Consider the following 24,929-nt stretch of genomic DNA (forward strand, 5'->3'; position numbering starts at 1 on the left):
ATCCGAAGTCAAACCACCTTGAATTGTGAACCTAATATTGCTGTATGACACTCAACAAATCGCGGAAGTTCACATCACTATTCAAGGGTTAAATCACCACATCTTTGATGGCATTTTGGATCCGTTTTGCTGATATAGGGTACGCTGTCCCCAAAGTTTGTGCAAATAGTGACACCCTTAATTCCTCTTGCATCCAAAATATCTCTGAGACTGATTCAGGTATAGGCATTCCAGGCGGCAACTTGGCGATTAGTGCTTTATAGCCCTCAGCGACCTTATCCAATTCCAAAACACACAATCTATCTTTATTAGGGTCGACAGGCAGTTTCTCTAATCGCTTTTCAATAGCTTTAAAATATCTCAGCAAGTCCGTAAGTTTATCCGCACCATGAGCACTTACAAATCCCTTAAATATCAAGCGCTCCAACTGAGATTTGATGTCACCATGCGCCGTGATCATTGTTAAATCTACTTTGCCTTTCATACGTTTGTTGATTGCATGGGCAATACTCAGCACTTGCTCAACTTTCATTGCGACATCAACCACAACATCACCTAATTCACCACGGATCTGCTCTTTAGCTTGGTTGAACGTCGACTCGTCTCTGATCTCGTCATATTTGGATAGCAATTTATCTACCCCTGCGGCGATGCAGTCATCGATTAGATCTTGTACTTTGCCAAACGGATTAAAATACAGACCAAGCTTTGCTTTATTCGGTAGATGTTGTTGTAAGTACTTTATTGGCGATGGAATATTTAAAAGCACAAGACGACGAAGCCCTAAACGATGCGCCTGCCCTGCTTTAAGCGGATTATCAAATAGCTCTATTGCCGCTGAATCTTTTTTATCCACTAACGCGACATAAGCTTTAACCTCATACAAGCCCTGCTTTTGGCTGTATTCAGCAGGTATTTCACCAAACTGCCAATCGGTGATCCCCTGCTTTTCAATACCCGGTTCCGCCACACGAGATAGCGTGTCACTTACTTTATGCTGTAATTTATTTTTAAGGCCTGCAATATCATTTCCATGCGCAAGCACGGTACCTTTTTCATCAACAACTTCAAATTGAATACGTAGATGAGCATCCAACGTACCTAGATCCCATGCATCTTCAGGCACTGTAACTCCAGTCATTCGATGCAATCGCGTGGTAATTGCGTCGATAAATTTACCTTGCATAGGTGTTATCGACGCCAACACGGCGTCCGCATAATTCGGTGCAGGTACAAAATTACGACGTAACGATTTTGGCAACGATTTAATCAATGCACACACGAGTTCATGTCGAAGTGCAGGAATGTGCCAATCGAAGCCTATGTCTTCTACCTGATTCAAAAGTGCGATAGGTATAGATACAGCCACCCCATCAAGTGCTTTACCCGGTTCAAAATGATATTGAAGCGGCAACATTAAATTACCTTGCTGCCACACATCAGGGTAAGACAAAGCCGTTATATCTTCTGCGCCGTGCTGCATGAGCATTGCGAGGTCCATTTTCAGTAGATTGGGCTGCTTTTGTTTAACACCTTTATACCATTTAATGAACGCGACTCGTGTATTCACATCAGCTGGTATACGTTCATCGTAGAAAGTAAAGAGTTCATCCTCGTCTACCAAAATATCGCGGCGACGGGCTTTATTTTCTAACTTGTGGATTTCTTCTACTAAGTTTTGATTATGAGCTAGAAAGTCTTCATTTGACCCCAACTCTTGATTAACCAGAGCCTCACGGATAAATAGTTCTCGACAAAGTGTTACATCGATTTGACTGTATACGGTTCTTTTTCTTGCAACGAGGATCAAGCCAAATAGCGTTTGCTGTTCAAACGCTATAACCGCGCCTTGTTTCTTTTCCCAATGTGGTTCGCTATAGCTTTTTTTAACTAAATGTTGTGCAAGTGGCACTATCCATTCAACATTAATACGCGCATTCATTCGAGCATACAATTTACTCGTTTCAACCAGCTCCGCAGACATCACCCATTTAGGTGACTTCTTAAATAAGCTGGAGCCTGGGAAAATATGAAACTGGCTATTTCGAGTGCCTTTATAATGTTGTTTTTCATCTTTGAAACCAACTTGCGTTAACAGGCCACTTAGTAAGGCTTGGTGAATTCGTTGGTAATCAGCAGGTTGCTCATTAAGCTTGAACCCCATTTCTTCACAGATGGTCGAGACTTGATATACGATATCTTGCCACTCACGAACACGCATATACGCCAGAAAATCCTGTTGACACATTTTTCTAAACTGGTTGCGCGTTAGGGCTTCTTGCTGGGATTCTAAGTAGCTCCACAGATTTAGAAACGCAATAAAATCTGAATCTGGATCGTCAAATCGCGCATGCTTTTCTGTTGCAGCTCCCTGTCTTTCTTGGGGGCGTTCTCTTGGGTCTTGGATAGACAGAGCCGCAACAATCACTATGACCTCTTTAAGCACGCCAAGCGTGTTCGCACTTAACACCATACGTGCTAAACGAGGGTCAATAGGCAAACGACTTAATGAGCGACCCATATCGGTTAAAGAAACCGAGAATTTGTCTTTACCCTGCTTAATCGCTTCAAGTTCTTCAAGGAGCAACATACCATCGGTAATGTTACGGCTATCTGGCGCTTGCACAAATGGAAACTTGGTTAATTCACCAAGTCCCAGCGACAACATTTGCAAAATAACAGAGGCAAGATTGGTACGCAGAATTTCTGGGTCTGTAAACTGTGGCCGGCCATTGAAATCGTCTTCAGAATATAAGCGAATGCATACACCCGCCGCGACACGACCACAGCGCCCCTTTCGTTGGTCCGCACTTGCTCTAGAAATGGCTTCGATAGGAAGCCTCTGCACCTTTGTGCGATAACTATATCGGCTAATACGTGCGGTACCAGGGTCAATTACATAACGGATCCCCGGCACCGTCAACGATGTTTCAGCTACGTTCGTTGACAAAACGATACGACGCTGACTATGGGCAGCAAAGATTCGATTCTGTTCACTATTAGAAAGCCGAGCATACAAAGGAAGTATTTCAACACCTTTCAAATTGCGTTTACTCAGCGCGTCTGCCGTATCTCGAATCTCACGCTCACCGTTCATGAAGATAAGAATGTCGCCCGGTCCTTCCGCACACAATTCATCTACCGCGTCAAAAATGCCTTGTAGCAAGTCATTTTCCGAATCTGCGCTTGTCGTGTCGATATCGGTAAGAGGTCGGTAACGTACATCCACAGGATATGTACGCCCTGAAACCTCAATAATAGGCGCATTATTAAAGTGTTTAGAAAAGCGTTCAGGGTCAATCGTCGCAGACGTGATGATCACTTTTAAATCCGGACGCTTTGGCAGTAAGTTTTTCAGATAACCAAGTATAAAGTCGATGTTTAGACTGCGTTCGTGCGCTTCATCGATTATGATTGTATCGTATTGATTAAGAAAACGGTCTTGTTGAATTTCAGCAAGTAAAATACCATCTGTCATCAACTTAACATGTGTCGTATCTGAAACGTTGTCGCTAAAGCGAATTTTAAAACCGACGCTTTGCCCCAATTCGCACTCTAATTCTTCAGCAATACGTTGCGCAACACTTCTTGCCGCGAGTCGACGAGGCTGAGTATGACCAATATAACCATTGACTCCACGCCCAAGTTCGAGACAGATTTTGGGCAGCTGCGTGGTTTTACCTGAACCAGTTTCGCCAGCAACAATAACCACTTGATGGTTTGCAATCGCCTCTTTTATGTCATCTTTCTTTTGACTGACCGGTAATGCTTCGGGGTAGGTAATTTTAGGTAAGGCAGCGCGTCTGGCAGCACACACTTCTTGGCTTTTAAGAATGTCTAATTCTATTTTTTCCAATACATTTTTGCGTTTGGCTTCATCTTCAATGCGCTCTGCACCTTGAATGCGCTTCTTGAAAATGAATTTATCCTTGTTTAGACAGCTTGCTACTGCTCTTTTTAGCGAAACTCCGCTCACCACTCACCCTCTAAGGAAAGTCAAAAATTCCTGCTATTTTAGCAAACTGTCTCAATTAATCATACGTTATCGTAAAACTTAACAACCGCTAAACAAAACGGTGTCCAGACTCATAGTTACAATGTAAATGTTTATCTATTGCACGAAGGACATTAGCGCGACTCAAGACCCCCAGTAGACGTCCATCGTCGTCAACAACTGGATAGAGCTTCGGTTTTTCCGACGTCATGCGCTCAGCAACAAGTAATACACTTTCGTCTGGTCGAACACACAGTGGGTTTTTGGTCATGACATCACTCACCATGCTATGTGACTCATTTTGATAGGTCGCCTCAAGCATTTTTTTGATACAGTCTTGCTCAGATAGGAACCCAATGACTTTATGAGCAGAATCCACTACAGGCCCCCCTGACTGCCCACTTTGCAGTAACTTCTCTACCGCTTGTTCAATTCGCATACCATCAGTAAAAGTCACAGGGCGATGATTAAGATAATCTTTTACCTTGATCGATTGCATAGCTGTCGCTCCTTTTTGTTGTTTGCCAGCGCTATTCTCTTAAATAGTAGCTGGCAACCTTAAAGTTTGCGCATTTTTCGAGCTATTCGTCTTTAAAAATCGCGACATAAGTTGGTGATTGACTGCTTTTACTTGCTCGGTACATACCGGGTGTATTAAAGGGCATGCTTATGTTGCCTTGTGGGTCAACGATAATGACTCCCCCTGTTCCACCAATTGGTGCTAAAACATCGTGAATGACTTCATTTCCGGCTTGTTCGATTGATTTCTTTTGATATGCAACTCGTGCACAAATATCGGAAGCAACACTGTAGCGAATGAAATACTCACCATGACCCGTTGCAGACACCGCACAAGAATGGTTATCGGCAAAAGTACCCGCACCAATCACCGGCGAGTCGCCAATGCGACCAAACCGCTTCGCTGTCATTCCACCAGTGGATGTGCCCGCAGCTAAGTTGCCAAATTTATCCAACGCAACCGCACCGACCGTACCCATTTTGTAAGCTATAGGCAAAGCTTGATGCGCGGCTTGATAAGATTTAACGTCTGACTTCGCTTTCTCCAACGATTCTTTTGCTTTTAAAAGTGCTTTGTACCTCGACTCGGTATCAAATACTTTGTTGTCTATCAATTCAAATCCGTGTGCTTTAGCGAATTGCTCTGCACCTTCGCCGCTCAACATAACGTGCACTGATTCCGACATTACTTTTCGTGCAAGTTGAATAGGATGTTCGATATGTTTGACTCCAGCAACGGCGCCAGCTTCACGTGTACGTCCATCCATGATAGAGGCATCCAGTTCATGTTCACCATCAAAGGTGTACACAGCTCCTTTACCGGCATTAAAGTAAGGAGACTCCTCTAGAACCATGATGGCAGCCGAAATTGCATCGAGACTTTCGCCACCTGCGTCCAGTATTTGATAGCCTTTTTCAACCGCTTGAGTGAGCGTTTTTCGATAGGCAAGTTCTTGCTCTTCGGTAAATTTAGCCCTTTCTATTGTTCCCGCCCCACCGTGAATGGCGATAGCTATTGGCGTTTGCGCCAAAGCTGATAAAGGCATAAAGAGTGTACAAAGCACGCCAATTATTTTTTTCATGAGTTCCCCAATTTTATCCGAGTCAAAATATATGCGACTGATACATTGAATTTGCGAGATCAAAGTGACAACTCGTTATCAAAAAGGCAAGCGATTGCGATAAACAAGCACTGAGGACAGGAAAAAACGAACTTACGAATTATCTGTTTATAGAAACAAAAAAGCCCCGATAAAATCGAGGCTTCTTAATGCTAAAAAGTGATTACTTTTGAGCTTTCAAACGTGCTAAACGAGCAACTTGGTGTGTTGACGTTAAGAACGCGTAAATTGGCGCTAGGTAGCCACGTTTACGTAACTCTAGGAAATCTGCATCGCTAAGCTCTGCAATTTTACGCTCGTCAATTAGGTAGATACCGTTGATATCGCGTTTTTCGCCGTTGATCTCAACAGTTAACGTTTGCTGTGAAAGCAATTCTTTCTCTGCTAGGTAAGCTGTGAATGCTTCTGTTACGCGACCAAACTCAACATAAGATACAAGACCTTCTTTGCGGCGAGTTAGGTATTCTGTCTCTGCACCATTTTCGAACAGCGCGTTGCCTTCTTCTTCGTTAACTAGGCTGCTCGCTTCGTCGATTACAACGCCAAATGAATCTTCTTCTGGGTGTTTAACTAGACCTAATGGGTAACGAGTTAGTGCCATTGGTACATAACCCGCAGTCCATTTGTCTTCAGCAACAAATAGGTTTTCACCTGGCTCTAGGCCGAATAGTGCTACTGCTTGGAATTGACCATTTTCGTTATTTTTAACAAAAGCCAGTGGAAATTCGTTAGCCGCGCGAGCGAATTCATGTGCAACAACAGGAACGATGTGTTGGCTCTTTAAGAATTCGATATTGATGCCGTTCTTGATTTTGATGTTGGCATGCTTTTGGGCTTGTAAAGGCTGCACTTGTTGCTCCGCCATGGTACTACTCCATTTATTTTTACGTGTTTATTACTTATGTGGCCCTAAGGCTATCGGTTTTGATATAAAAAAGAAAGGGAAAATTTTCTTACAATCGGCTTGAAGCCCTTAAGTTGCTGAAACGTGACCCTAAATGACAGCGAATTCTACATCGAAATACAAAATGCCCGCTAAACTACGGGCATTTTTGTAAATCAGCACGAAAATAGTGGCTAAAACCTCACCATACTGCGAGTAAAAATTCGACTCGGTTGCGAACCTACACCGCCATAATCCAATTTGGGTCGATTCTACGCGCCTATTCTAATTATCGTGTCGCAGCAATCGGCGGCGCAGGAACATCAACATGCGGATTTTGCCCACGTTGACGCAACAAGTGATCCATCAAGGTAATTGCCATCATCGCTTCGGCAATTGGCACGGCCCTAATCCCTACACACGGGTCATGCCGCCCTTTTGTTATCATATCCACAGCTTCATTGTGGATGTTGATACTTTTACCAGAAATAGTGATGCTCGATGTTGGCTTCAACGCAATACTCGCAATAATGTCTTGGCCTGTTGAAATACCGGCTAAAATGCCGCCTGCATGATTAGATGTAAACCCTTCAGGCGTCAGTTCATCTCGATGCGTCGAACCATTTTGAGTTACCACATCAAAACCGTCGCCAATTTCAACGCCTTTAACTGCATTGATGCTCATTAGGCTATGAGCAAGTTCCGCGTCTAGGCGATCAAACACAGGTTCACCTAATCCAACTGGAACCCCTTTTGCTACAACAGTAACTTTTGCTCCAACGGAGTCGCCTTGTTTCTTGAGATCTCGCATATATTCATCAAGCGCATCTAATTTCGATGCATCAGGAAAGAAAAAGGGATTGGTTTCAACCAAACTCCAATCAAACACTTCTGCTTTAATCGGACCAAGTTGTGATAAACAACCATGGATTTCAATACCATGGGTATCTTTAAGGTATTTCTTAGCGATTGCGCCCGCGGCAACACGAATTGCCGTTTCACGAGCAGAGCTGCGACCACCACCTCGGTAATCACGATGACCGTATTTATGCCAATAGGCGTAGTCACCATGCCCTGGTCTAAACACTTCTTTGATTTGCGAATAATCTTGAGAACGCTGATCTGTGTTTTCAATCAATAAACCAATTGATGTACCAGTGGTTTTTCCTTCAAAAACACCAGAAAGAATTTTGACTTCATCGCCTTCTCGGCGTTGAGTGGTATATCGACTTTGACCTGGTTTTCGTCTATCCAAGTCAATTTGAAGATCGGACTCAGAAATAGTTAAGCCTGCAGGTACGCCATCAACGACGCCACCCAGAGCCACACCATGACTTTCTCCGAATGTGGTCACTTTAAAAAGTTGACCGATACTGTTGCCCGCCATCGTTATCCTCATTCCACTATCTGATTGCGAGTGACTGGTCTCAATCACCCGCAAATGGATTACATGGCGATGGAGATTAGTCGTTAAAATAAGACAATAAGTCTTCTTTTGTTATCACGAACACACCTAGGCCGCCTCGTTCAAATTCAATCCAACTGAACGGCGCTCCTGGGAATTCTTCCTCCATATGTATCATAGAATTACCCACTTCGACAAACAGTAAACCGCCGTCATTCAAATGAAGCGCGGCTTCTTGGAGTATTTTGCGGGTTACATCAAGACCGTCTGAACCTGAAGCAAGTCCGAGCATTGGCTCATGATGGAACTCTTCAGGCATGTCAGCGATATCTTCTTCATCTACATACGGCGGGTTCGCGACGATTAAATCGTACTTTTGACCAGGTAGTCCACTAAAGACATCCGATTGAATCGCATAAACACGATCAAGCATCAAATATTCATTGATGTTCGTTTCCGCAACCGCAAGCGCTTCAAATGAAATGTCTACAGCGTCGACTTGCGCTTCAGGGAAAGCATGGGCCAGTGCAATAGCGATGCAACCAGAGCCCGTACACATATCGAGAACTCGTGTGACACTCTGAGGCGCTTCTAACCATGGACTGAATTTCTTATCGATCAATTCTGCAAAAGGTGAACGCGGTACTAGCACGCGCTCATCAACGTAAAAAGGTAATCCTGCAAACCACGCTTGGTTTGTTAAATAGGCGACCGGTGTGCGATTTTCGATACGCTCACGGATATAAGACAATAAACGCTGTTTCTCTGTCGTTGTAATACGTGCTGAGGTTATCTCTTTTGGTGCATCAATGGGTAAGTTTAAAATGGGTAATACAAGGCTCACCGCCTCATCCCACGCATTGTCAGTACCATGACCGAAAAAAATACCATGGCTGGTAAATTGAGATGCTGTCCAGCGCAGCCAATCTTGAATTGTCAGTAATTCAGTCAGCGCTTCTTGCTCTTGAGCTTCATTTAATTGGAATTCGCTCATAGCGGTCCTCGATTTGCTTTTCATTATTACCTATAGTGTATCGCGTTTTGCGCTAGGTTTTTACGGTTTTTTTCATTACAATGACGACATGAATGAGAAAGATTTATCCCCTGAGTTTGAAGACGAATTTTCGCTTTTTCGCGATGCCGTAGATGGCGTTAAGAAAATCAAGCAAGATACGGTGCAATTCAAACGTAATGCAGTCCGATTTCAAGGCAACGTTGTTGAAGAACAAGAACGCCAGCATGCCGCTGAGTTCTATTTTTCTGATGATTACATCCCAGACATCGATACCAACGCCACCATTAACTTTGTCAGAGAAGGTGCGGACCGATATCTCGCAAAACAGTTGCGTCGTGGTGATATTGCGCCCGAACTGATTTTAGATTTACATGGTCTGAATAAAGAATCAGCAAAACGTGAGCTTGCCGCACTAATACATGCCTGCAAACGTCATCACTATTATTGTGCTTGTATCGTACACGGCATTGGGGAACGCGTCTTAAAACATAAAGTTCCGCAATATTTGGTCCAACATCCCGACGTCCTAGCCATGCACCAAGCTCCGCTCGAGTACGGTGGCCGAGGTGCGGTTCTGATCCTTATCGACTTGCCTGAACAACCCCCGTTTAGATAACGAATTGTAAACGAGTAGTGGCGCATTCCTGCAATTTTGTATATATTGCGCCCGAAAATTTACCCTTGTTGTTCAGGATTGCTATGGATCACATCTCACCCGAAGATCTCTTTTTATTGCTTATCGAACCTTCTCTCACTCAGCGTAAAGTTATCGTTAAAGAACTCAATGGTGAAGGCATTTTCAACATTGACTTCGCAGACAGCATCGCATCTACATTGGAAGCTCTTGAACAACGTACACCTGATTTGATCGTTAGTAGCTTGCACATGCCTGATGGTTCAGCAACAGAATTGCTATCAACACTTAAAGCTCATGAGCTATGGCATCAGATCCCGTTCATGTTGGTTTCAAGTGAAACGCGCCGAGAACAACTGGAAATATTTAAACAATCTGGTGTTGTTGCAATTTTACCAAAGCCATTTACAAAAGCGCATTTGGGTAAAGCGATAAATGCCACTCTAGATATACTCGCGCCTCAAGAGCTTCAACTTGAGCTGTATGATGTCCAAGATATTCGAATATTGCTCGTAGATGACTCACGTTTAGCTCGTAATCACATTCGACGCGTTTTAACAAATTTAGGTGCTCAATATATCACTGAAGCTGAGGATGGCGCTGAGGCGCTCGCTATTCTTGAAGAACAGCTTTTTGATTTAATCGTTACCGATTTCAATATGCCGGAAGTCAACGGACAAGAACTCACGGAAAGAATTCGAGCAAGTGATAGGCATAGCCATATCCCAGTGATGATGGTGACGTCTGAGGCCAACGATGCGCATCTTGCTACAGTTTCACAATCAGGAGTCAATGCATTGTGTGACAAGCCTTTTGAACCTGAAACTGTAAAAAGACTCTTATTTCAATTGCTTGAACAGTAAAAAACTCAACGTTGCTCGTGTTTTTGCATGAGCAACTCATCAACTTTTAAAAAAACCACTTTTTAGTCAAATAATTAAAAACAATTCGTCAAATTCACCACGTGTTCATTTTCCCATTCCTTCATTAATTTTTTTATCTTTATATTTCATGCAGTTAAATTTTTTTAAAAGCTTGGCACAACCTTTGTAATAGTTACTGCGACTAAATGATTAAACCAAGGAGATCATCATGAACCCAGTAACTAAATTAATCGCAGCAAGTTGTTTATTTGGCATGAGTGTCAGTGCGCAAGCGAATACGGCCAGTACAGAACTACTCTCTGACTTAAGTAGTTTATTAGTTAGTTCGATACAGGAAAACATTCAACATATAAGCATCGAAGCAAAAGCGAACTTGCAAAAAGCCGTTGAACAACAAATTCAACAAGCTTCAAGCCATGTTGAACAGTTGAAAGAAGATGCAAAGGGAGAGCAAAAGTAATGGATAACGAACTCATTTTACTCAGTATCCTAGCATTGCCGATCGTCAGTATGTTCAGTGTTTACTTTGGGATTGTAGGATTGAAATCGTTGAGTCAGTGGTGGAGTTAAGTTGTTGCCACCACTGCACCTAAATTCGATTACACAGAAAACAAAACTGTACGGGCATGAAATAAAAAAACCCGCGAACTCAACGTGCACGGGCTTCTTATTTAGCTTAGCAAAGAGCGCAAGCGCACTCTTAGGAAAACTGAATTATAGCTGATCTGTATTTTCAGATAGGAACTTAGCAACACCCGCTGGGCTTGCATCCATACCTGCTTTACCTTCAGTCCAACCAGCTGGGCAAACTTCACCGTGCTCGCTGTGGAATGCAAGTGCATCAACCATACGTAGCATTTCGTCAATGTTACGGCCTAATGGAAGGTCGTTAACTACTTGGTGACGTACGTTACCTTCTTCATCAATTAGGAAAGAACCACGGAAAGCAACACCAGCTTCTGGGTGCTCAACGTCGTATGCTTTACAGATTTCGTGTTTAACGTCAGCAACTAGAGCGTATTTAACTGGACCGATACCGCCTTCGTTTACTGGAGTGTTACGCCATGCGTTGTGAGAGAATTGAGAATCGATTGAAACACCGATTACTTCAACACCACGTTTTTGGAACTCTTCGTAACGCTTATCAAAAGCAATAAGTTCAGAAGGACAAACGAAAGTGAAATCAAGTGGGTAGAAGAAAATAACCGCTTTCTTACCTTTGATATTTGCGTGAAGGTTGTAGCTATCTACGATTTCGCCGTTACCTAGTACAGCTGCAGCAGTAAAATCTGGTGCCTGACGGCCTACTAATACACCCATTGTTTTCTCCAATTAGTTAGGTTTAGATCCAAATGCCAAAATGGCGATGTTAGAAATATGGTGGCTTTGAAGATAAATTCAAGTCGCCACGACAAATTTTTGCCTAGTTTATTGAGACAACTACTAAAAGAACAATCGAATTATTCGATGACTGCAATTGATAAAATCGATGACCTTAACAATTGGGTGAATCTTACTCAAAATAAAGAAATAGAACGCAAGCTATGGATAGGAAAACAAAACAATCAAAGTCATTGTTTTAAAACAAAAACGGCGCAAGTTGCGCCGTTTAATTAATTGTCCATGATGTCGCTTGGCAAGTCACTGCGGATCTGCTGCCAAATTTCACCACTTCGATGACCGTATTTACGCATCAGTGAAATAGCGCCGTCATGTTCGCCGCGCTCGGCAAGCCCCATTAAATCCGTATAGAATTCACGTGCTAGTTGGCGCGTGCGTGTATCCGCGAAGTAGTGACAACCAATTTTGGAATACAGACCTTTAAAACCATTTAAAATCAATACGTAGATTTTATTATTACCTGCGATTGCTAGGTTGTGGTGTACTTGATAGTCAAAATCTGCATACGCCTCTGCAGTGTCTTCTACATCAGCATGTTTACCTAAGATTTCAACTACTGCTTGCGAATTCAATTTAATCGTCGCGCGAGTATAAATAGCACTAATGTTGGTACGTGCAGAAAGTAGCTGATCAGTCAGTTCTGGCATTCTGTCTTCATCTAGACGTGCTAAAGTTTCGAGAATGTTTAAACCCGAAGTTTCCCAGAAGTTATTTACACGCGTTGGTTTTCCATGTTGGATAGTCAACCAGCCATCTCGTGCCAAACGTTGAAGTACTTCTCTTAAAGTCGTGCGAGTTACGCCGATAAGTTCAGAGAGTTCACGCTCTGCAGGTAGAATAGAACCAGGCGGAAATTCACCATTCCAGATAGATTCAACTATATACTCCTCAGCAAATCCAGCTGGGCTTTTCGCTTTGAAAATTCTCATCTAACGTCCACTCACTTGCGACTAAAGTGTAATTTGATCACTTACAATCCACTGATTGTACCAGATGATCCTGAACTAACAAGCAAAGTTATTAAGATATAAAGAACTTATGCAAATATTTGCAACAAAACCGACATATAGGTGAGTAGCCTCAAAAGGGTTGCTATCTTTTAGGTCCATCGCACATAATAAGCCTCAAAAAATGAGAGTGATTTTATGGCTTGGCTAAAAACCCTTCCCTACGAACGTAAAGCTTGGTTGATACTCGCTTTAACGGCATTTTTACTCGAGTGCTGTGCACTCTATTTCCAATATGGAATGGGGCTTGAACCCTGTATTATGTGTATCTATCAGCGCACAGCGGTACTGGGTTTATTAGCTGCGGGATTACTTGGCGCAGTCAATCCAGATAACCTAGGTTGCAGAATCGTCGGGTTCGCTACATGGGGTATTTCCAGTATTTGGGGTTTTCAAATAGCTCGTGAGCATATCGCGATGCAAAACACAGACGACCCTTTTGCATTCACGTGTGACAGATTCCCAAATTTCCCAGAATTCATGCCATTGCATGAATGGCTGCCTAACTTTTTTGCCGCAACGGGTGATTGCGGAAACATTGATTGGATGTTTGTAGGTCTGAGCATGCCTGGCTGGATGGAGATCCTTTTTGCTTTCTACAGTGCCCTGTTTATTGCTGTGCTTGGGTTTCATCTTTTTAATCTAAAAAAGGCTAAGTGAGTGCCATTTACGTTGAAACGAGTTACAAAACTCGAAAATTACAAAGTTACAGAGCGACAAACGATTTTATCCATCGCATTGTCAGTAATGGATGTAAAACAAAAAGTGATCATGAGAGTGTGCAAATTGCTATTGCTTACACCAGTATTTGTCTCCCTCTCCTATTTTCAAGGTTGGTCACTTTTACCTATCTTACTTGTTGCTGGGCTACTTTACCCGATTCTGACTGTGCCCATTGAAATTTGGTTTGCTCGAAATCACTTTGATAAAGCCATTGAGATTTTTGAAAAGGGCTAATGCCCTTTTCTGCTTTTTTACAGTTCAACAACTCCTCTTAGTTTATCGACCAGTTTCGGCCCTATTCCTTTCACTAAAAGTAAATCATCTAAATTATTAAATTCACCAAGCTCAAGACGCTTGTCCAAAATCGCCTGTGCTTTTTTCTCACCGATACCCGGCAACTGTGTCAACATGGTGAGATCTGCTGTATTAAGATTTATTTTGAGCGGCTGCATTTGCGATGAGTCCGAAACCATCTCCTGTTCATTCGCTTCTACAGGAAACAAAGGTTGTAAAGCACTTAGTATAAAAATTAGGGAAATAACTTTAATTAGGTTCATTTCTATTCCTCCTTGGGTATATAAACCAACTATTGCTCTCCTGAGCTTTGTAATAAAAGATAAATATTTGCTCTCTGTCAAAGCTGAAAGATGAAATTTAGATGAAAAAATACCATGAGGACTTGCAAAAAATCACAGTTAGATTTACTGTATAAAAAAACAGTATTCAATTGAGGGCGATTATGGCTGTTGTAATCAAATATGTGGTTGAAAGAGACGGAGTAGAACGTATGACATTCACCAGCAAAAAAGAGGCTGATGCCTACGATAAAATGTTGGATATTGCTGAGTCATTAGAAACCCTGCTCCAGAAAGTAGACGTTCCTTTAAGCGAACAACAAGTGGAGTCACTTGCCCTCGAAATTGCAAAACGCAAAGAAGAATTTTCTTCAGTGCTTAAAGGCAGTGTACCGGTAGAGAAAAAACCAGCGAAATCCTCTGCAAAAGTAACTGAATTGAATAAGCAGGCAGGTTAATTCGTCTCCGGTGTATCTTTCCGATGATAGGCTTTGCATCTTGTTTGAGGTCATTACCTAAAGCATTTGAGCTAAGCCTTTAACCACCTTTTTCGCAGCGCCAGCATCTCTCTTATATCTTATTGAGCTTGTGCATTTTTACGTTTCCCGTGTCAACTTTTAAACACCAATACCGTCGTAAATTCAGCATGCTTCACAAAAAATCTACCATCCTATCTAAACAAAAAAGCCGCACTAAATCGCGCGGCCTTCACAGGATAAATGTCGTTCTATTTTAGAACGTTAACCATTGCATTGACGAAATAATCCATGTTGCCATGGCTAATACCTGCAACGTTTACACGGCTTGAACCAACCATATAGATTGCGTATTCCGTTTTTAATCTTTCAATTTGTTCTTTATTCAAACCTAAGAATGAGAACATACCATGTTGACGCTCGATGAACGAGAAATCTTGTTCAACACCGGCTTCCGCTAAACGTGTTTTAATCAAACCACGGAATTCGTTGATACGACCACGCATCTCATCTAGCTCCTGATGCCACTCTTGAGTCAGTTCGTTACTACCCAAAATTGTCGCAACAATATCCGCACCGTGCGCAGGTGGCATTGAGTAAATACTACGAACAACGCTTAGCAATACTGAATTAGAAACATCTGCCGTTGCAGCATTTTCACTGATAATTGAACATGCACCAACGCGTTCACGGTACAAACCAAAATTCTTTGAACAAGATGAGCAGATGATTAATTCATCAACAGTGTCTGCCAATAATCTCAAGCCTGCGGCATCAGCATCTAAACTAGTACCAAAACCTTGATAGGCAATATCAACAAGTACCGTAAAGCCGACGTCTTTAGCTAACTCCGCAAATACTTCCCACTGTTCAGCATTCAAATCCATTCCGCTTGGGTTGTGGCAGCAAGCATGAATCAATACTACATCACCCTTTGAAACTGACTTCAAAGTATCAATCATTTCATTAAACAAAAGATCTTTGTTTTCATAGTCATAATAAGGATATTCTTTAACACCAAGACCTGCAGCTTCGAACAAACTGATGTGGTTTGCCCAAGTCGGCGTAGTCACCCATACGGTCGCATTGGTATTACAACGTTTAATAAACTCAGCAGCAACACGCAAAGACCCCGTACCACCTGGCGTTTGAGCTGTACGAACGCGATTGGCAAGTAGTGCTTTATGTTCACCTAGCAGTAACGATTCCATTTTTTGACAAAAATCTAAATTACCAGCAAGACCGATGTAAGACTTGGTTGTTTCATTTTCTAAACGAAATGCTTCTGCCTTTTTCACGGCTCTCAATACTGGCGTATTACCTTGTTCATCTTTATAAACGCCCACACCCAAATCAATCTTATTTGGGTTAGTATCTTGCTTGAAAGCAGCCATAAGGCCGAGGATTGGATCTGTCGGTAACGGTTTGAGTGCTGAGAACATGCTAAATCTCTTTCTTAGGGGTTAAATTCGGGTTTAATCTTAACATAAAAATTTCTTAATTCGACAAGCTTTAACGCGGTAAATAATGAGGAATTTTAATGCATACCGCGACGAAGAATGCCATCATTGCGTCAGTAAAAAATTCTGTTTGAAATGCTTCTGCGTCGATAATTCCGATACACTGTTGTTCTTCATTAAATAATGGTAAACATACTTCAGCACTGACTTTAGGGTCACAGGTGTAATATTCACCACCCGAAGCTACATAGGTTGCTACATCGTTGATTATACGAGCTTTCCCACTCAAACCAACCTGAACGTTATTACTTATTTGAGCAAATTCAGGTGTAAGCGGAAATAATGGCCGACTTGGGGCGCCTAAATAAGCCAATTTAAGTAATTGGGGGCCTTCGGATGTACTTCGCGCTTGATAGATTCCAAACCAATCTACGTTTGTTTTTTGTTCAATGAAAAAGACAATCTTTTGAAGGTCCGCAAGCGCATCGTTGTTATCTTTATCCTTTGGAAGCTCTGACTCAAGTGAAAATGGTTCATCCTGTAATGCACCAAATAAGCTACATGCCCCACCCTCACCTAATTCAGGTATACGATAAGTCCATACTGGTGCTTGATTATTACTTGGCTCTGCAAGAAACTGATTTAATGCGTCGAGCGCGAGTTCAACAGATTTAACATCGATATTTATTTTAGCGTTACTTATGTAGGTTGAAATCATTTGGACGTCCAAACTGCTAATTTGGAGGTAGACTAGCATTTGATTGAATAGCTGAAAAGCCTATTTCAGTGAATATATCATCTCTATTTCGTTTCCAGACTGGTTGTAGTTAACTTGGTCTGCAATTTCCCTTAACAAGCCTACTCCTCGACCGTGCTCTCGACCCATATTCTGTATATCGCCGCAACTTTGCTCAAAGCCAGTACCCGAATCGCAAAGCGTAAAAACAACGGATAGTTTTTCAGGATCGTAACGAACAGAAATAACAATTTTTGCTTCGCTAAGATCCTTCAACGCGTCAGCTCTAAGGCTATAGAATTCCCAGAATCCATCTTCTTTGTCCTTAATTGATGAATCCAACCCCAAAACACCATGGTCAAGTGCATTATTGTATGCTTCTGAAAGTAGCAAAAAGAAATTTGACCTATGGGCTTCAAGCCCGTCGACTTGAGATAACATATCAACTAACTCAAGTACGGGGTCAGTGCTTCGCATTTGTGCCGCATTTAATGACAGACTTAAATTAAATGGCAGTTGTGAATAGTTAACCTCGCTGTCTTCTCTTGTTGGGAAAGGTAAACAGTTTAATATCGAAATGCTTAAGTCATCTTGTTGCAATTCCGAACAGGAAAACGCTCTTACCGAATCAACAATATCCGCTGTAGATATAGAGTTTTTTGACTTAATGAGCGCTTTTAAACGTTCATCACCGTAAAACTCCCCTACATTGTTTTCGGTTTCGATTACACCGTCCGTCGCGATGAGAATACGCATTGACGGAGAAACTTCCAAATGAAGCAAGTTTCGTTCGAATTCACTTTCACTTAAAATTCCCATGGCCATATGCTGGGATTCAATAGTTCGGACCAGCGTTCCATCGTGCTCTATCAAATAAGCATCTGGTAATCCACCTAACCACAGTGACAAACTTTTACCCGATTCACTCAATTCAATGATCGTTGCGGCGCAAAACATATGACCAGGCAACAGATTATAAAGCAATGCGTTCATCTCATATGCGATATCACTTATCGACATACCTTTATTGACCATGGTGTAAAAGACGCGAGATGCAGGTAAGGCCCCAACAGCAGCGGCCAGGCCATGACCGGTGAAGTCACCCAGCATGCAATAAAGCCCACCCATTGGACTTTTTGCCAGTAAGAACATGTCGCCATTAAACATTGAGGCTGGAGATAAATGAAAGTCAACGTGTTCTGGATAAGCACCCTGTTCGTTTAGCGCATTCTTAAAAATGTGCTCTACGATTTCATGCTCTCGTTCTACTTGATTATAGTGATATTCAAGCACTTTCTTTTGCTCGTTCGTTTCTTGGCTTAATTTCCGAGTACGGGCATGTGCTTTTATCTTTGCGCTAAGAATAATTCTGTCGAATGGCTTATGTATAAAATCATCACCGCCCACGGCAAGGCATTTCTCAAAACTAGCGTGGTCCTCAAGTGCTGTAATAAAAATGATTGGTAGATAAACTTCGCCTGCCAGTTTTTTGATTAGAGGTGCAGCTTCAAAACCGTCCATTATTGGCATCATGACATCTAGTAACACGATGTCAATTTGATCATTTTCGACAATTTCAACCGCTTCACGACCATTCGTCGCAACAACAACGTCATACCGTTGTTGTTCCAACATTGCGCGAAGTAACGTGCAATTTAACGGTTGATCATCAACCACTAAAATACGCATGTTCAGTCGATTTCGAATTTTTTATCAAAACGCGATATTTGTAGAATTTTCTTAAGTTGCGGTCGACAGTTTGTTATATGGATAGATGAAACGCTTTCACCCAATGTCTTTTTCATATTGAGCAACATACCCAAAGCCGAGCTGTCCATATAGTCTGTTTCACGCAAATCAATAACAACCTTTTTCCGTGCCAGAGCGAAGCTCTGCGTAGGCCTGTCTGAATGATTGCACCAAATTAAAATCAAATTTACCGCGAATTTGGATTGTCAGTGTTTTACCATCCGACGATGCACTAGTACTCAAACTCATTAAAGACTCCCGTTAAAGCATGTATTAAAATCCGTTAACTCACTTAAATATAATTCGTTTCTTACTTTTAGCCAAAAATAAAAAATCAGTTTCTTAAATTTTGGTATGATAAAGATATCGTTATTTGATTGGAGACAATAATGTCTGACTCTCGCCTCGTTTATTCAACTGATATGGGACGCATCAAACAACCTGAAGAAGTTGACACACCTGAGATCAAGCTATTTAAAGATGGGTTCATCCGCATTGAACGTCAAACAAAAGGACGTAAAGGTAAAGGAATAATGCTTGTCGTCGGGATAGATCCTGCCAAACATGACTTGAAGCAAATTGCCAAGACACTTAAAAGCAAAATGGGCCAAGGCGGCGCCATAAAAGAAGGCCTGATTGAAATTCAGGGCGATGACCGAGACAAACTGAAAGGTTTACTCGAAGGGCTTGGTTTCAAAGTGAAACTGGCAGGAGGCTAATCTCCCGCCAATTTATCTTCAACCAGAGAGAGATCTTGTTCCGCTACAGGCGCACTGTAATAATAACCTTGCACAATGTAACAATTGTTACGCTGTAAAAATTCCATCTGCGCCTTTGTTTCCACCCCTTCTGCGACAACCTTTAAGTTAAGTTTTTGCGCCATCGCAATAATCGCCGCTGTAATTTCCATATCATTAAGGTCTTCAGGAATGTCTTTTACAAAAGAGCGGTCGACCTTAAGAATATCAACGGGGAATCGTTTCAAATAGCTCAATGAAGAATAACCAGTACCAAAGTCATCAATTGACAAAGCGACACCCAATTCTTTGATTTGATGAAGTTGATTGATTGCGGCTTTAACATCGCCCATCAACATACTTTCTGTAAGTTCAAGATGCAGATATTCTGCAGGTAATTGAGTTCGTTTCAAAATATCGGCAAGTGTTTCTATCAGCTGAGCATCTTTGAATTGACGAGCGGAAAGGTTAATCGAAATGTTCGCTGCACGACCCAATTTCAGCATACGGTTAGCGAATTGACAGGCCTCTTCAAGTACCCAAGCGCCTATTTCAACAATTAAACCCGTCGCTTCTGCAATAGGTATAAATTTTACCGGCGGGATGTTGCCTTCATCCGGATGCGTCCATCGTATCAACGCTTCGTAGCCCACAATACGATTTGTACGGCAATCAACTTGCGGTTGATAATGCAAATGGAACTGCTTTTCCTTGATGCCGATTCGCAGCTCATTCTCAATGTAAAGACGTTCATTTGCCGCAGCATCTAGCTCTTTACTGTAAAAATGGAAGGTATTCTTACCTTTAGCTTTCGCTTCGTACATCGCCAAGTCAGCATGCTTTAACAGTTGCTCTTCTTCCTGACTGTCAAACGGAGCCATCGTAATGCCGATACTGGCACTAACAATCACTTCATTATTCCCAAGCATAATTGGCTTACTCAAAGTTTGCTGGATAGTGTGTGCAACATCCATGGCATGGTCGCGCTGCTCAATTCCGCTTAACAGCACGGCAAACTCATCGCCTCCGAGTCGTGCAATCGTGTCTTCCGCTCTCAACCTACGTTTTAGACGATCCGCAACTTCGATAAGCAACCTGTCACCTGCGTCGTGACCCAGCGTATCGTTGATCCGCTTAAACTCGTCCAAATCAAAGTAAAACAAAGCAAAAGCATAATGACCACGCTGCGCTAGTGCCATCGACTTCCGCAACTGCATTCTGAAGAAAGTTCGATTCGCGAGGCCCGTTAACGTATCAAAGTAAGCAAGCTCTTCCATTTTACGTTGGCTTTCTTTTACAAAGGAAATATCTTGAGCAGATGCGACATAACTAGTAATTTTCCCACCATCCTCTCGAATTGGTGAGACGCTTAACGACACCCAAATAGGTTTATTGTCCTTACCCTGTAAAACCGTGTCACCTCTCCATGAGTTGCGACTCCGAAGGTCGATATCAATATCGTCAACAAGAATAGCCATTTCTCTAGAAATAATTGTCAAAAGCGGCGAACCCAAAAAGTGCTCCGCTTCAAAGCCTGTCATTTCCATCATCTTTGGATTAACGTAGTTAATGTCAAAATGTGCATCGGTTAGCACAACGCCAGTACCCGATGCCGCAACCGCTTTAAGAAACCGATTTGCTTCTTTTTCGGCATCTTCTTTCTCGACAATTCGGACATTCAACCCGTCAATTAACTTGCCGATCTCGGTCGCCATATCTTTGATGGACTCGTTGAGCATACCGATTTCATCGTCATTGGTTGGCAAATTGTTCAACACTTGGAATTGCCCTTTGCCAAAACCAGAAATCGCATCAACAAGTGCATTGATGCGGCCCAGCACGAGCTGATAGAGCGTTTGATGTAGCAGCATCGCGACAAATAACGCATAGAGGATAAACAAACCGAAGAATTTGTATTTGATGACGTCTAGCGAGGCGAGCACCGCAGAACGCTTTTTATAGATGCCAACAAACCAATTGAGCTGCTTCAACATTCGAATATTGATAATGTATTCTTCGTCTGCGGCTGAAAAATTGGCTTCTCGTTCCATCAAAGGCTTTTCAACGGTTTCCATTACGAGTGCTTGTAACTCTGCAGGTAGTTTACGTTGCGTCATCAACGATGTATCAGTAAGTGATTTGTGCAATTCTGGAGAGGCGAGTACTTTCCCATTATTGTCAAAAATAACCAGCCCGTAATCATTGCCTGATAGAGGGAGATGCTTTAATAGCTGGTCGAGAGCGATATCAGCACCTGTCATTCCTACAAACTCATTTTGCAGATAAATTGGAACCAAAATACTGACTACCCATTTTTTCCAAATCTCGTCAAAATGCACATCACTCCATACGGCTTCTCGAGTTGGATTGGCTATATCTTTAATAATATTCAAATCTTGATGTTGTAAAAATCGGTGTTGTTGTCCGCCTTGCAATAAAATATTCGGAGGTGCAACACGAGAAAAGCCGTCTTCGGTATAAAGATAAAAATTGGCAAAATCTTGTAGTAACGTGGGGGCTAACACATTCCATAATGACTCCGATTGTGTCAGCAAATGGTCATCTTCAATAGGAACATCACGGGGAACGAATGCCGCAGACAATCCATTTTGAGACGTGCTTATCTTCCCTTCAGGCGTATTTGAGAGAATATATACACTGTGATTTGCGAGATTTGAGCTGTCGCTAAAGAGCTGCTTTGTTACAACTGCATTCGCTTGTTCAGCTACATTTGTCTTACTTTGCAAATAGTATTGAAACTGATCAACAATTTGCGCACTACTGCGCTTCAACAACTTAAACTCTTCAAAAACGATGAGTTTTTCTTCCGACTTGAGCATAAACGCAGCTGCACACAATCCCGCGAATAAACAAATCGCCGAAATAAGTAATGTCAACTTCATGCTGAGTGAATTGGCCGCAAATCGTGAAGGCGGGCGTCTATTCCCCACAGTTAAACCCTTTTAGTAATTGTATTTTTTCGAGCTTTAAAGGCAAATATAACAGAACATTAAAGTGAGTTATAAGTTTTTTCGATTACTCGCAAAGTTTCAAGAAATAAAAATTCTAAATTATGTTGACCTACCCCGTTAATTGACGGTATGTTCTAGGCGTAAATTAAAAATAACATATAGAGTTATATCAATGAATTTTTCTTCTGTTCGCTTCGGTTTTTACTTTTTTAGCTTCTTTCGATGAAGAGGCTTAACTGTTTGCGTACAGAAATCAAATAGCTAAGCCTCCCAACTGGGAGGTTTTTTTTTGCATTGGGAATGAGGCCTTATGACAGAAGATACATTGCATGCGCTGCGAAGAGACATAAACGAAATCGATTCTGATTTGTTGGTGTTACTTTCGAAACGTCGCCGTTTAAGTTACAGCGTTTTAGAATATAAAATTGCTAACAATAAACCGATCCGAGATGAAGCAAGAGAGCAAGCCTTGCTTGAAAAACTGATTCAATATGGAAAGTCACTTGGTCTCGATGGTTTTTACATCAATAACGTATTCCAAGTTGTGCTTGAAGATTCGGTTCTCAATCAACAAGCTTTGCTGCAACGCAGCTTAAACCCTGAATCAGTAAGCGACACCTACCGTGTTGCGTATTTAGGAGGCCAAGGTTCCTATAGCCAACTCGCGTGTCATAAATACTTTAGCCGTCGTCCAGGGAAACTTGTAGAAATTGGGTGCAACAGTTTTGAACAGATCACCAGCCAAGTCGAAACAGGACAAGCTGATTTTGGTCTCTTGCCGATTGAAAACACGAGCTCTGGCAGTATCAACGAAGTGTTTGACCTTCTTCAGCATGCACAAGTCAGTATTGTTGGAGAGGTCACACATGTTGTAGAGCATTGTTTACTTGGGTCTCCTGGTACTGCAATTAAAGACATTACAAAGATCTATGCACACCCGCAGCCATTTGCTCAGTGCAGTCGTTATTTACAAGGCTTGGGTAATGTTCAACATGAAACCTGCGATTCAACTTCCAGTGCCCTTGTAAATGCCCTTGAAACGGAGCACAGTGCAGCAATTGGCTCTGCGCAAGCCGGTAAAAAAGTCGGACTGGAAGTATTGAAATCAAGCATCGCAAACCAAGCTGAAAATCACAGCCGTTTCATTGTTGTATCTCGAAAGTCACTGCAAGTGTCGACTCAGATCCCAACGAAAACAACACTGATAATGGCGACAAAACACCAAGTCGGCTCTCTCGCGGATGCCTTAATGGTATTCAAGCAACACAACATAAACATGGTAAAACTGGAATCACGCCCTGTCCCGGGCAATCCTTGGGAAGAAGTTTTCTATGTTGATTTACAAGCGAATATCGCTGAAGCAAACGTGCAAAAAGCACTAGAAGAGTTAAAAGAACATACTCAATATGTTCGTATCCTCGGCTGTTACCAAAGTGAATCACTGAAGCAAGTCGAAGTTCTTTAAAGTAAGAACTTTTAATGCGCCAAGGTGCTAGTCTAGCACTTTGGCGTCATTTGCTTTATTTAATAAACCGCGGCTTTGCGATAAAAACTGTGAAGCAGCATCAGAGAAATACTGTTTCGCTTCGCTAAATGCATCGATTAGTCCTGCCTTATCGCCTCGTTGTAACTTATCCAATGTCAAAGCAAAGGTATCTTGGTAGCTTGCTAAAAGACCTTCGACATCTGAAAATTGCGCAAGCATGATGTCTGAATAAAGTTCTGGCGATTGAGCAAATAGCCGTCCCACCATCATCAGCTCCAATTGGTATATAGGCGAAGAACAGCTACGTAACTCTTCGAGTGTATGGCACTGCTTTGCCAAAAATTGCCCGTATACAAACGTCGTCAGATGCCGCATTACCTGAATGATCTGCATCGCTTGATCATGCTTCTTAGCATCAATTCGAACTAAATTGCTGCCCCAAATCGCCAACTGCTCCAGTAGCGATTCGCACAGTGGGCTTGCCCGCCCTTCACACGCTACAATCGTTTGTTTAACCCAATGAGAAATATCCGGTCCGAACATTGGATGAAGTCCAAGCACTGGGCCTTTATGTTTTTTCAGCATGGCTTGAATGGGCGCTTGTTTTACCGAGGTAACATCGACCAGTAAACAATTCTCATCAAGTTCAGGTAATGAACTAACCACCTGCTCTACAGCATTAATCGGCACACTTAGCAAGACCATTCGAGTTCCAGCTAAGATGTCATTCGTTTCATTTTGCTGCTTTTTGTCTAATACGCGAACCTCAAAACCTGAGCGTAAAAATTGCTTAACGAACAATTGGCCCATTGCACCATCACCACCCACTACAACAACAGGAGACAGCTCAGGTGCAACACAGGCAAGTTTACCTTGTTGGTTTTCGTACGCTTCACGCATCATACGTCGTAGAATATCTTCAACTAACTCAGGATTCACACCCGCTTCACGAGCTTGCTCTCTCCTTGCTTTAATAAGAAGTGCTTCTCTGTCTGGCGCATAAAGTGGCGCCCCGGTCTGTTGTTTAACAATACCAACTTGTTCCGTTAATGCTTTACGACGGCTTAGTAGCTGAACCAATTCAGCGTCACAGGCATCTATTGCTTCTCTTAGTGGTGTAAGGTCTAATGAACTCATGTGTAAACTTATTAT

Annotated in this window: 22 protein-coding genes and 1 pseudogene; 8 read left to right on the forward strand and 15 right to left on the reverse strand. The window is 42.2% G+C overall.

Annotation, left to right across the window (positions count from 1 at the left end; translation table 11 throughout):
- Nucleotides 1–88: 88 nt before the first annotated feature.
- The 6 genes from hrpA to prmB form a co-directional block, all read right to left on the reverse strand.
- Nucleotides 89–3,976 carry an ATP-dependent RNA helicase HrpA gene (gene hrpA, locus J5O05_RS03280; protein ID WP_208843577.1) on the reverse strand — a complete coding sequence of 1,296 codons (3,888 nt, stop codon included), beginning with the start codon at nucleotides 3,974–3,976 and terminating at the stop codon, nucleotides 89–91.
- 88 nt (nucleotides 3,977–4,064) lie between these two features.
- Nucleotides 4,065–4,493: a CBS domain-containing protein gene (locus tag J5O05_RS03285; RefSeq protein WP_208843578.1), complete on the reverse strand. Its 429-nt coding sequence runs from the start codon at nucleotides 4,491–4,493 to the stop codon at nucleotides 4,065–4,067.
- Between the two features lie 82 nt (nucleotides 4,494–4,575).
- Nucleotides 4,576–5,595, reverse strand: a complete 1,020-nt coding sequence (locus J5O05_RS03290) for an isoaspartyl peptidase/L-asparaginase family protein (protein ID WP_208843579.1) — start codon at nucleotides 5,593–5,595, stop codon at nucleotides 4,576–4,578.
- 202 nt (nucleotides 5,596–5,797) lie between these two features.
- Complete coding sequence (locus J5O05_RS03295) at nucleotides 5,798–6,499, reverse strand: SapC family protein (protein ID WP_208843580.1); 702 nt, start codon at nucleotides 6,497–6,499, stop codon at nucleotides 5,798–5,800.
- 307 nt (nucleotides 6,500–6,806) lie between these two features.
- Entirely contained in the window at nucleotides 6,807–7,904 is a 1,098-nt protein-coding gene (gene aroC / locus J5O05_RS03300) for a chorismate synthase (RefSeq protein ID WP_208843581.1), read from the reverse strand.
- A 76-nt stretch (nucleotides 7,905–7,980) separates the two neighbouring features.
- Nucleotides 7,981–8,916: a 50S ribosomal protein L3 N(5)-glutamine methyltransferase gene (prmB, locus tag J5O05_RS03305; RefSeq protein WP_208843582.1), complete on the reverse strand. Its 936-nt coding sequence runs from the start codon at nucleotides 8,914–8,916 to the stop codon at nucleotides 7,981–7,983.
- Between the two features lie 88 nt (nucleotides 8,917–9,004).
- On the opposite strand from prmB, the gene smrB reads away from it, so the two are divergent.
- The 3 genes from smrB to J5O05_RS03320 all read left to right on the forward strand — a co-directional run bounded on the left by smrB (nucleotide 9,005) and on the right by J5O05_RS03320 (nucleotide 10,915).
- Nucleotides 9,005–9,553 carry an endonuclease SmrB gene (smrB, locus tag J5O05_RS03310; RefSeq protein WP_208843583.1) on the forward strand — a complete coding sequence of 183 codons (549 nt, stop codon included), beginning with the start codon at nucleotides 9,005–9,007 and terminating at the stop codon, nucleotides 9,551–9,553.
- An 83-nt stretch (nucleotides 9,554–9,636) separates the two neighbouring features.
- Nucleotides 9,637–10,434, forward strand: a complete 798-nt coding sequence (locus J5O05_RS03315) for a response regulator (RefSeq protein WP_208843584.1) — start codon at nucleotides 9,637–9,639, stop codon at nucleotides 10,432–10,434.
- Between the two features lie 229 nt (nucleotides 10,435–10,663).
- Nucleotides 10,664–10,915 carry a hypothetical protein gene (locus J5O05_RS03320; RefSeq protein ID WP_208843585.1) on the forward strand — a complete coding sequence of 84 codons (252 nt, stop codon included), beginning with the start codon at nucleotides 10,664–10,666 and terminating at the stop codon, nucleotides 10,913–10,915.
- A gap of 254 nt (nucleotides 10,916–11,169) precedes the next feature.
- Here J5O05_RS03320 and J5O05_RS03325 read toward each other — a convergent pair whose 3' ends face one another.
- A complete protein-coding gene (locus J5O05_RS03325) occupies nucleotides 11,170–11,775 on the reverse strand; it encodes a peroxiredoxin C (RefSeq protein ID WP_208843586.1) in 606 nt (201 codons plus the stop codon).
- Between the two features lie 293 nt (nucleotides 11,776–12,068).
- The gene (gene fadR / locus J5O05_RS03330; protein ID WP_208843587.1) at nucleotides 12,069–12,785 is read right to left on the reverse strand and encodes a fatty acid metabolism transcriptional regulator FadR; all 717 of its coding nucleotides are present in this window, start codon (nucleotides 12,783–12,785) and stop codon (nucleotides 12,069–12,071) included.
- Nucleotides 12,786–13,001: 216 nt separating this feature from the next.
- Here fadR and dsbB point away from each other — a divergent pair, with 216 nt between their 5' ends.
- On the forward strand, nucleotides 13,002–13,523 hold the full coding sequence (gene dsbB, locus J5O05_RS03335; protein ID WP_208843588.1) for a disulfide bond formation protein DsbB: 522 nt from the start codon (nucleotides 13,002–13,004) through the stop codon (nucleotides 13,521–13,523).
- Nucleotides 13,524–13,820 carry a DUF6170 family protein gene (locus J5O05_RS03340; protein WP_208843589.1) on the forward strand — a complete coding sequence of 99 codons (297 nt, stop codon included), beginning with the start codon at nucleotides 13,524–13,526 and terminating at the stop codon, nucleotides 13,818–13,820. It abuts the gene before it with no gap.
- A 17-nt stretch (nucleotides 13,821–13,837) separates the two neighbouring features.
- Here the strand turns inward: J5O05_RS03340 and J5O05_RS03345 are convergent, their stop codons facing one another.
- Nucleotides 13,838–14,143: a ComEA family DNA-binding protein gene (locus J5O05_RS03345; protein ID WP_208843590.1), complete on the reverse strand. Its 306-nt coding sequence runs from the start codon at nucleotides 14,141–14,143 to the stop codon at nucleotides 13,838–13,840.
- Between the two features lie 182 nt (nucleotides 14,144–14,325).
- Between J5O05_RS03345 and J5O05_RS03350 the strand changes: the two genes are divergently transcribed.
- On the forward strand, nucleotides 14,326–14,619 hold the full coding sequence (locus tag J5O05_RS03350) for a YebG family protein (RefSeq protein WP_208843591.1): 294 nt from the start codon (nucleotides 14,326–14,328) through the stop codon (nucleotides 14,617–14,619).
- 269 nt (nucleotides 14,620–14,888) lie between these two features.
- Here the strand turns inward: J5O05_RS03350 and J5O05_RS03355 are convergent, their stop codons facing one another.
- The 4 genes and pseudogenes from J5O05_RS03355 to J5O05_RS03370 form a co-directional block, all read right to left on the reverse strand.
- On the reverse strand, nucleotides 14,889–16,079 hold the full coding sequence (locus tag J5O05_RS03355; protein WP_208843592.1) for an amino acid aminotransferase: 1,191 nt from the start codon (nucleotides 16,077–16,079) through the stop codon (nucleotides 14,889–14,891).
- Nucleotides 16,080–16,149: 70 nt separating this feature from the next.
- Nucleotides 16,150–16,815: a GAF domain-containing protein gene (locus J5O05_RS03360; protein ID WP_208843593.1), complete on the reverse strand. Its 666-nt coding sequence runs from the start codon at nucleotides 16,813–16,815 to the stop codon at nucleotides 16,150–16,152.
- Nucleotides 16,816–16,875: 60 nt separating this feature from the next.
- Nucleotides 16,876–18,522, reverse strand: a complete 1,647-nt coding sequence (locus J5O05_RS03365; protein ID WP_208843594.1) for an ATP-binding SpoIIE family protein phosphatase — start codon at nucleotides 18,520–18,522, stop codon at nucleotides 16,876–16,878.
- A gap of 2 nt (nucleotides 18,523–18,524) precedes the next feature.
- A pseudogene (locus J5O05_RS03370) lies at nucleotides 18,525–18,831 on the reverse strand (STAS domain-containing protein).
- Nucleotides 18,832–18,971: 140 nt separating this feature from the next.
- Here J5O05_RS03370 and J5O05_RS03375 point away from each other — a divergent pair.
- Nucleotides 18,972–19,301 (forward strand): SUI1 family translation initiation factor, encoded by a 330-nt coding sequence (locus J5O05_RS03375; RefSeq protein ID WP_208843595.1) that lies wholly within the window; start codon nucleotides 18,972–18,974, stop codon nucleotides 19,299–19,301.
- On the opposite strand, the gene J5O05_RS03380 is transcribed toward J5O05_RS03375, so the two are convergent.
- Entirely contained in the window at nucleotides 19,298–22,270 is a 2,973-nt protein-coding gene (locus tag J5O05_RS03380; RefSeq protein WP_208843596.1) for a bifunctional diguanylate cyclase/phosphodiesterase, read from the reverse strand. The genes J5O05_RS03375 and J5O05_RS03380 overlap by 4 nt on opposite strands.
- 331 nt (nucleotides 22,271–22,601) lie before the next feature.
- Between J5O05_RS03380 and J5O05_RS03385 the strand changes: the two genes are divergently transcribed.
- Entirely contained in the window at nucleotides 22,602–23,756 is a 1,155-nt protein-coding gene (locus J5O05_RS03385) for a chorismate mutase (protein WP_208843597.1), read from the forward strand.
- Between the two features lie 27 nt (nucleotides 23,757–23,783).
- On the opposite strand, the gene tyrA is transcribed toward J5O05_RS03385, so the two are convergent.
- Entirely contained in the window at nucleotides 23,784–24,914 is a 1,131-nt protein-coding gene (tyrA, locus tag J5O05_RS03390; RefSeq protein ID WP_208843598.1) for a bifunctional chorismate mutase/prephenate dehydrogenase, read from the reverse strand.
- Between the last annotated feature and the right edge of the window lie 15 nt (nucleotides 24,915–24,929).

Source organism: Pseudoalteromonas xiamenensis, from assembly GCF_017638925.1.
GTDB lineage: Bacteria > Pseudomonadota > Gammaproteobacteria > Enterobacterales > Alteromonadaceae > Pseudoalteromonas > Pseudoalteromonas xiamenensis.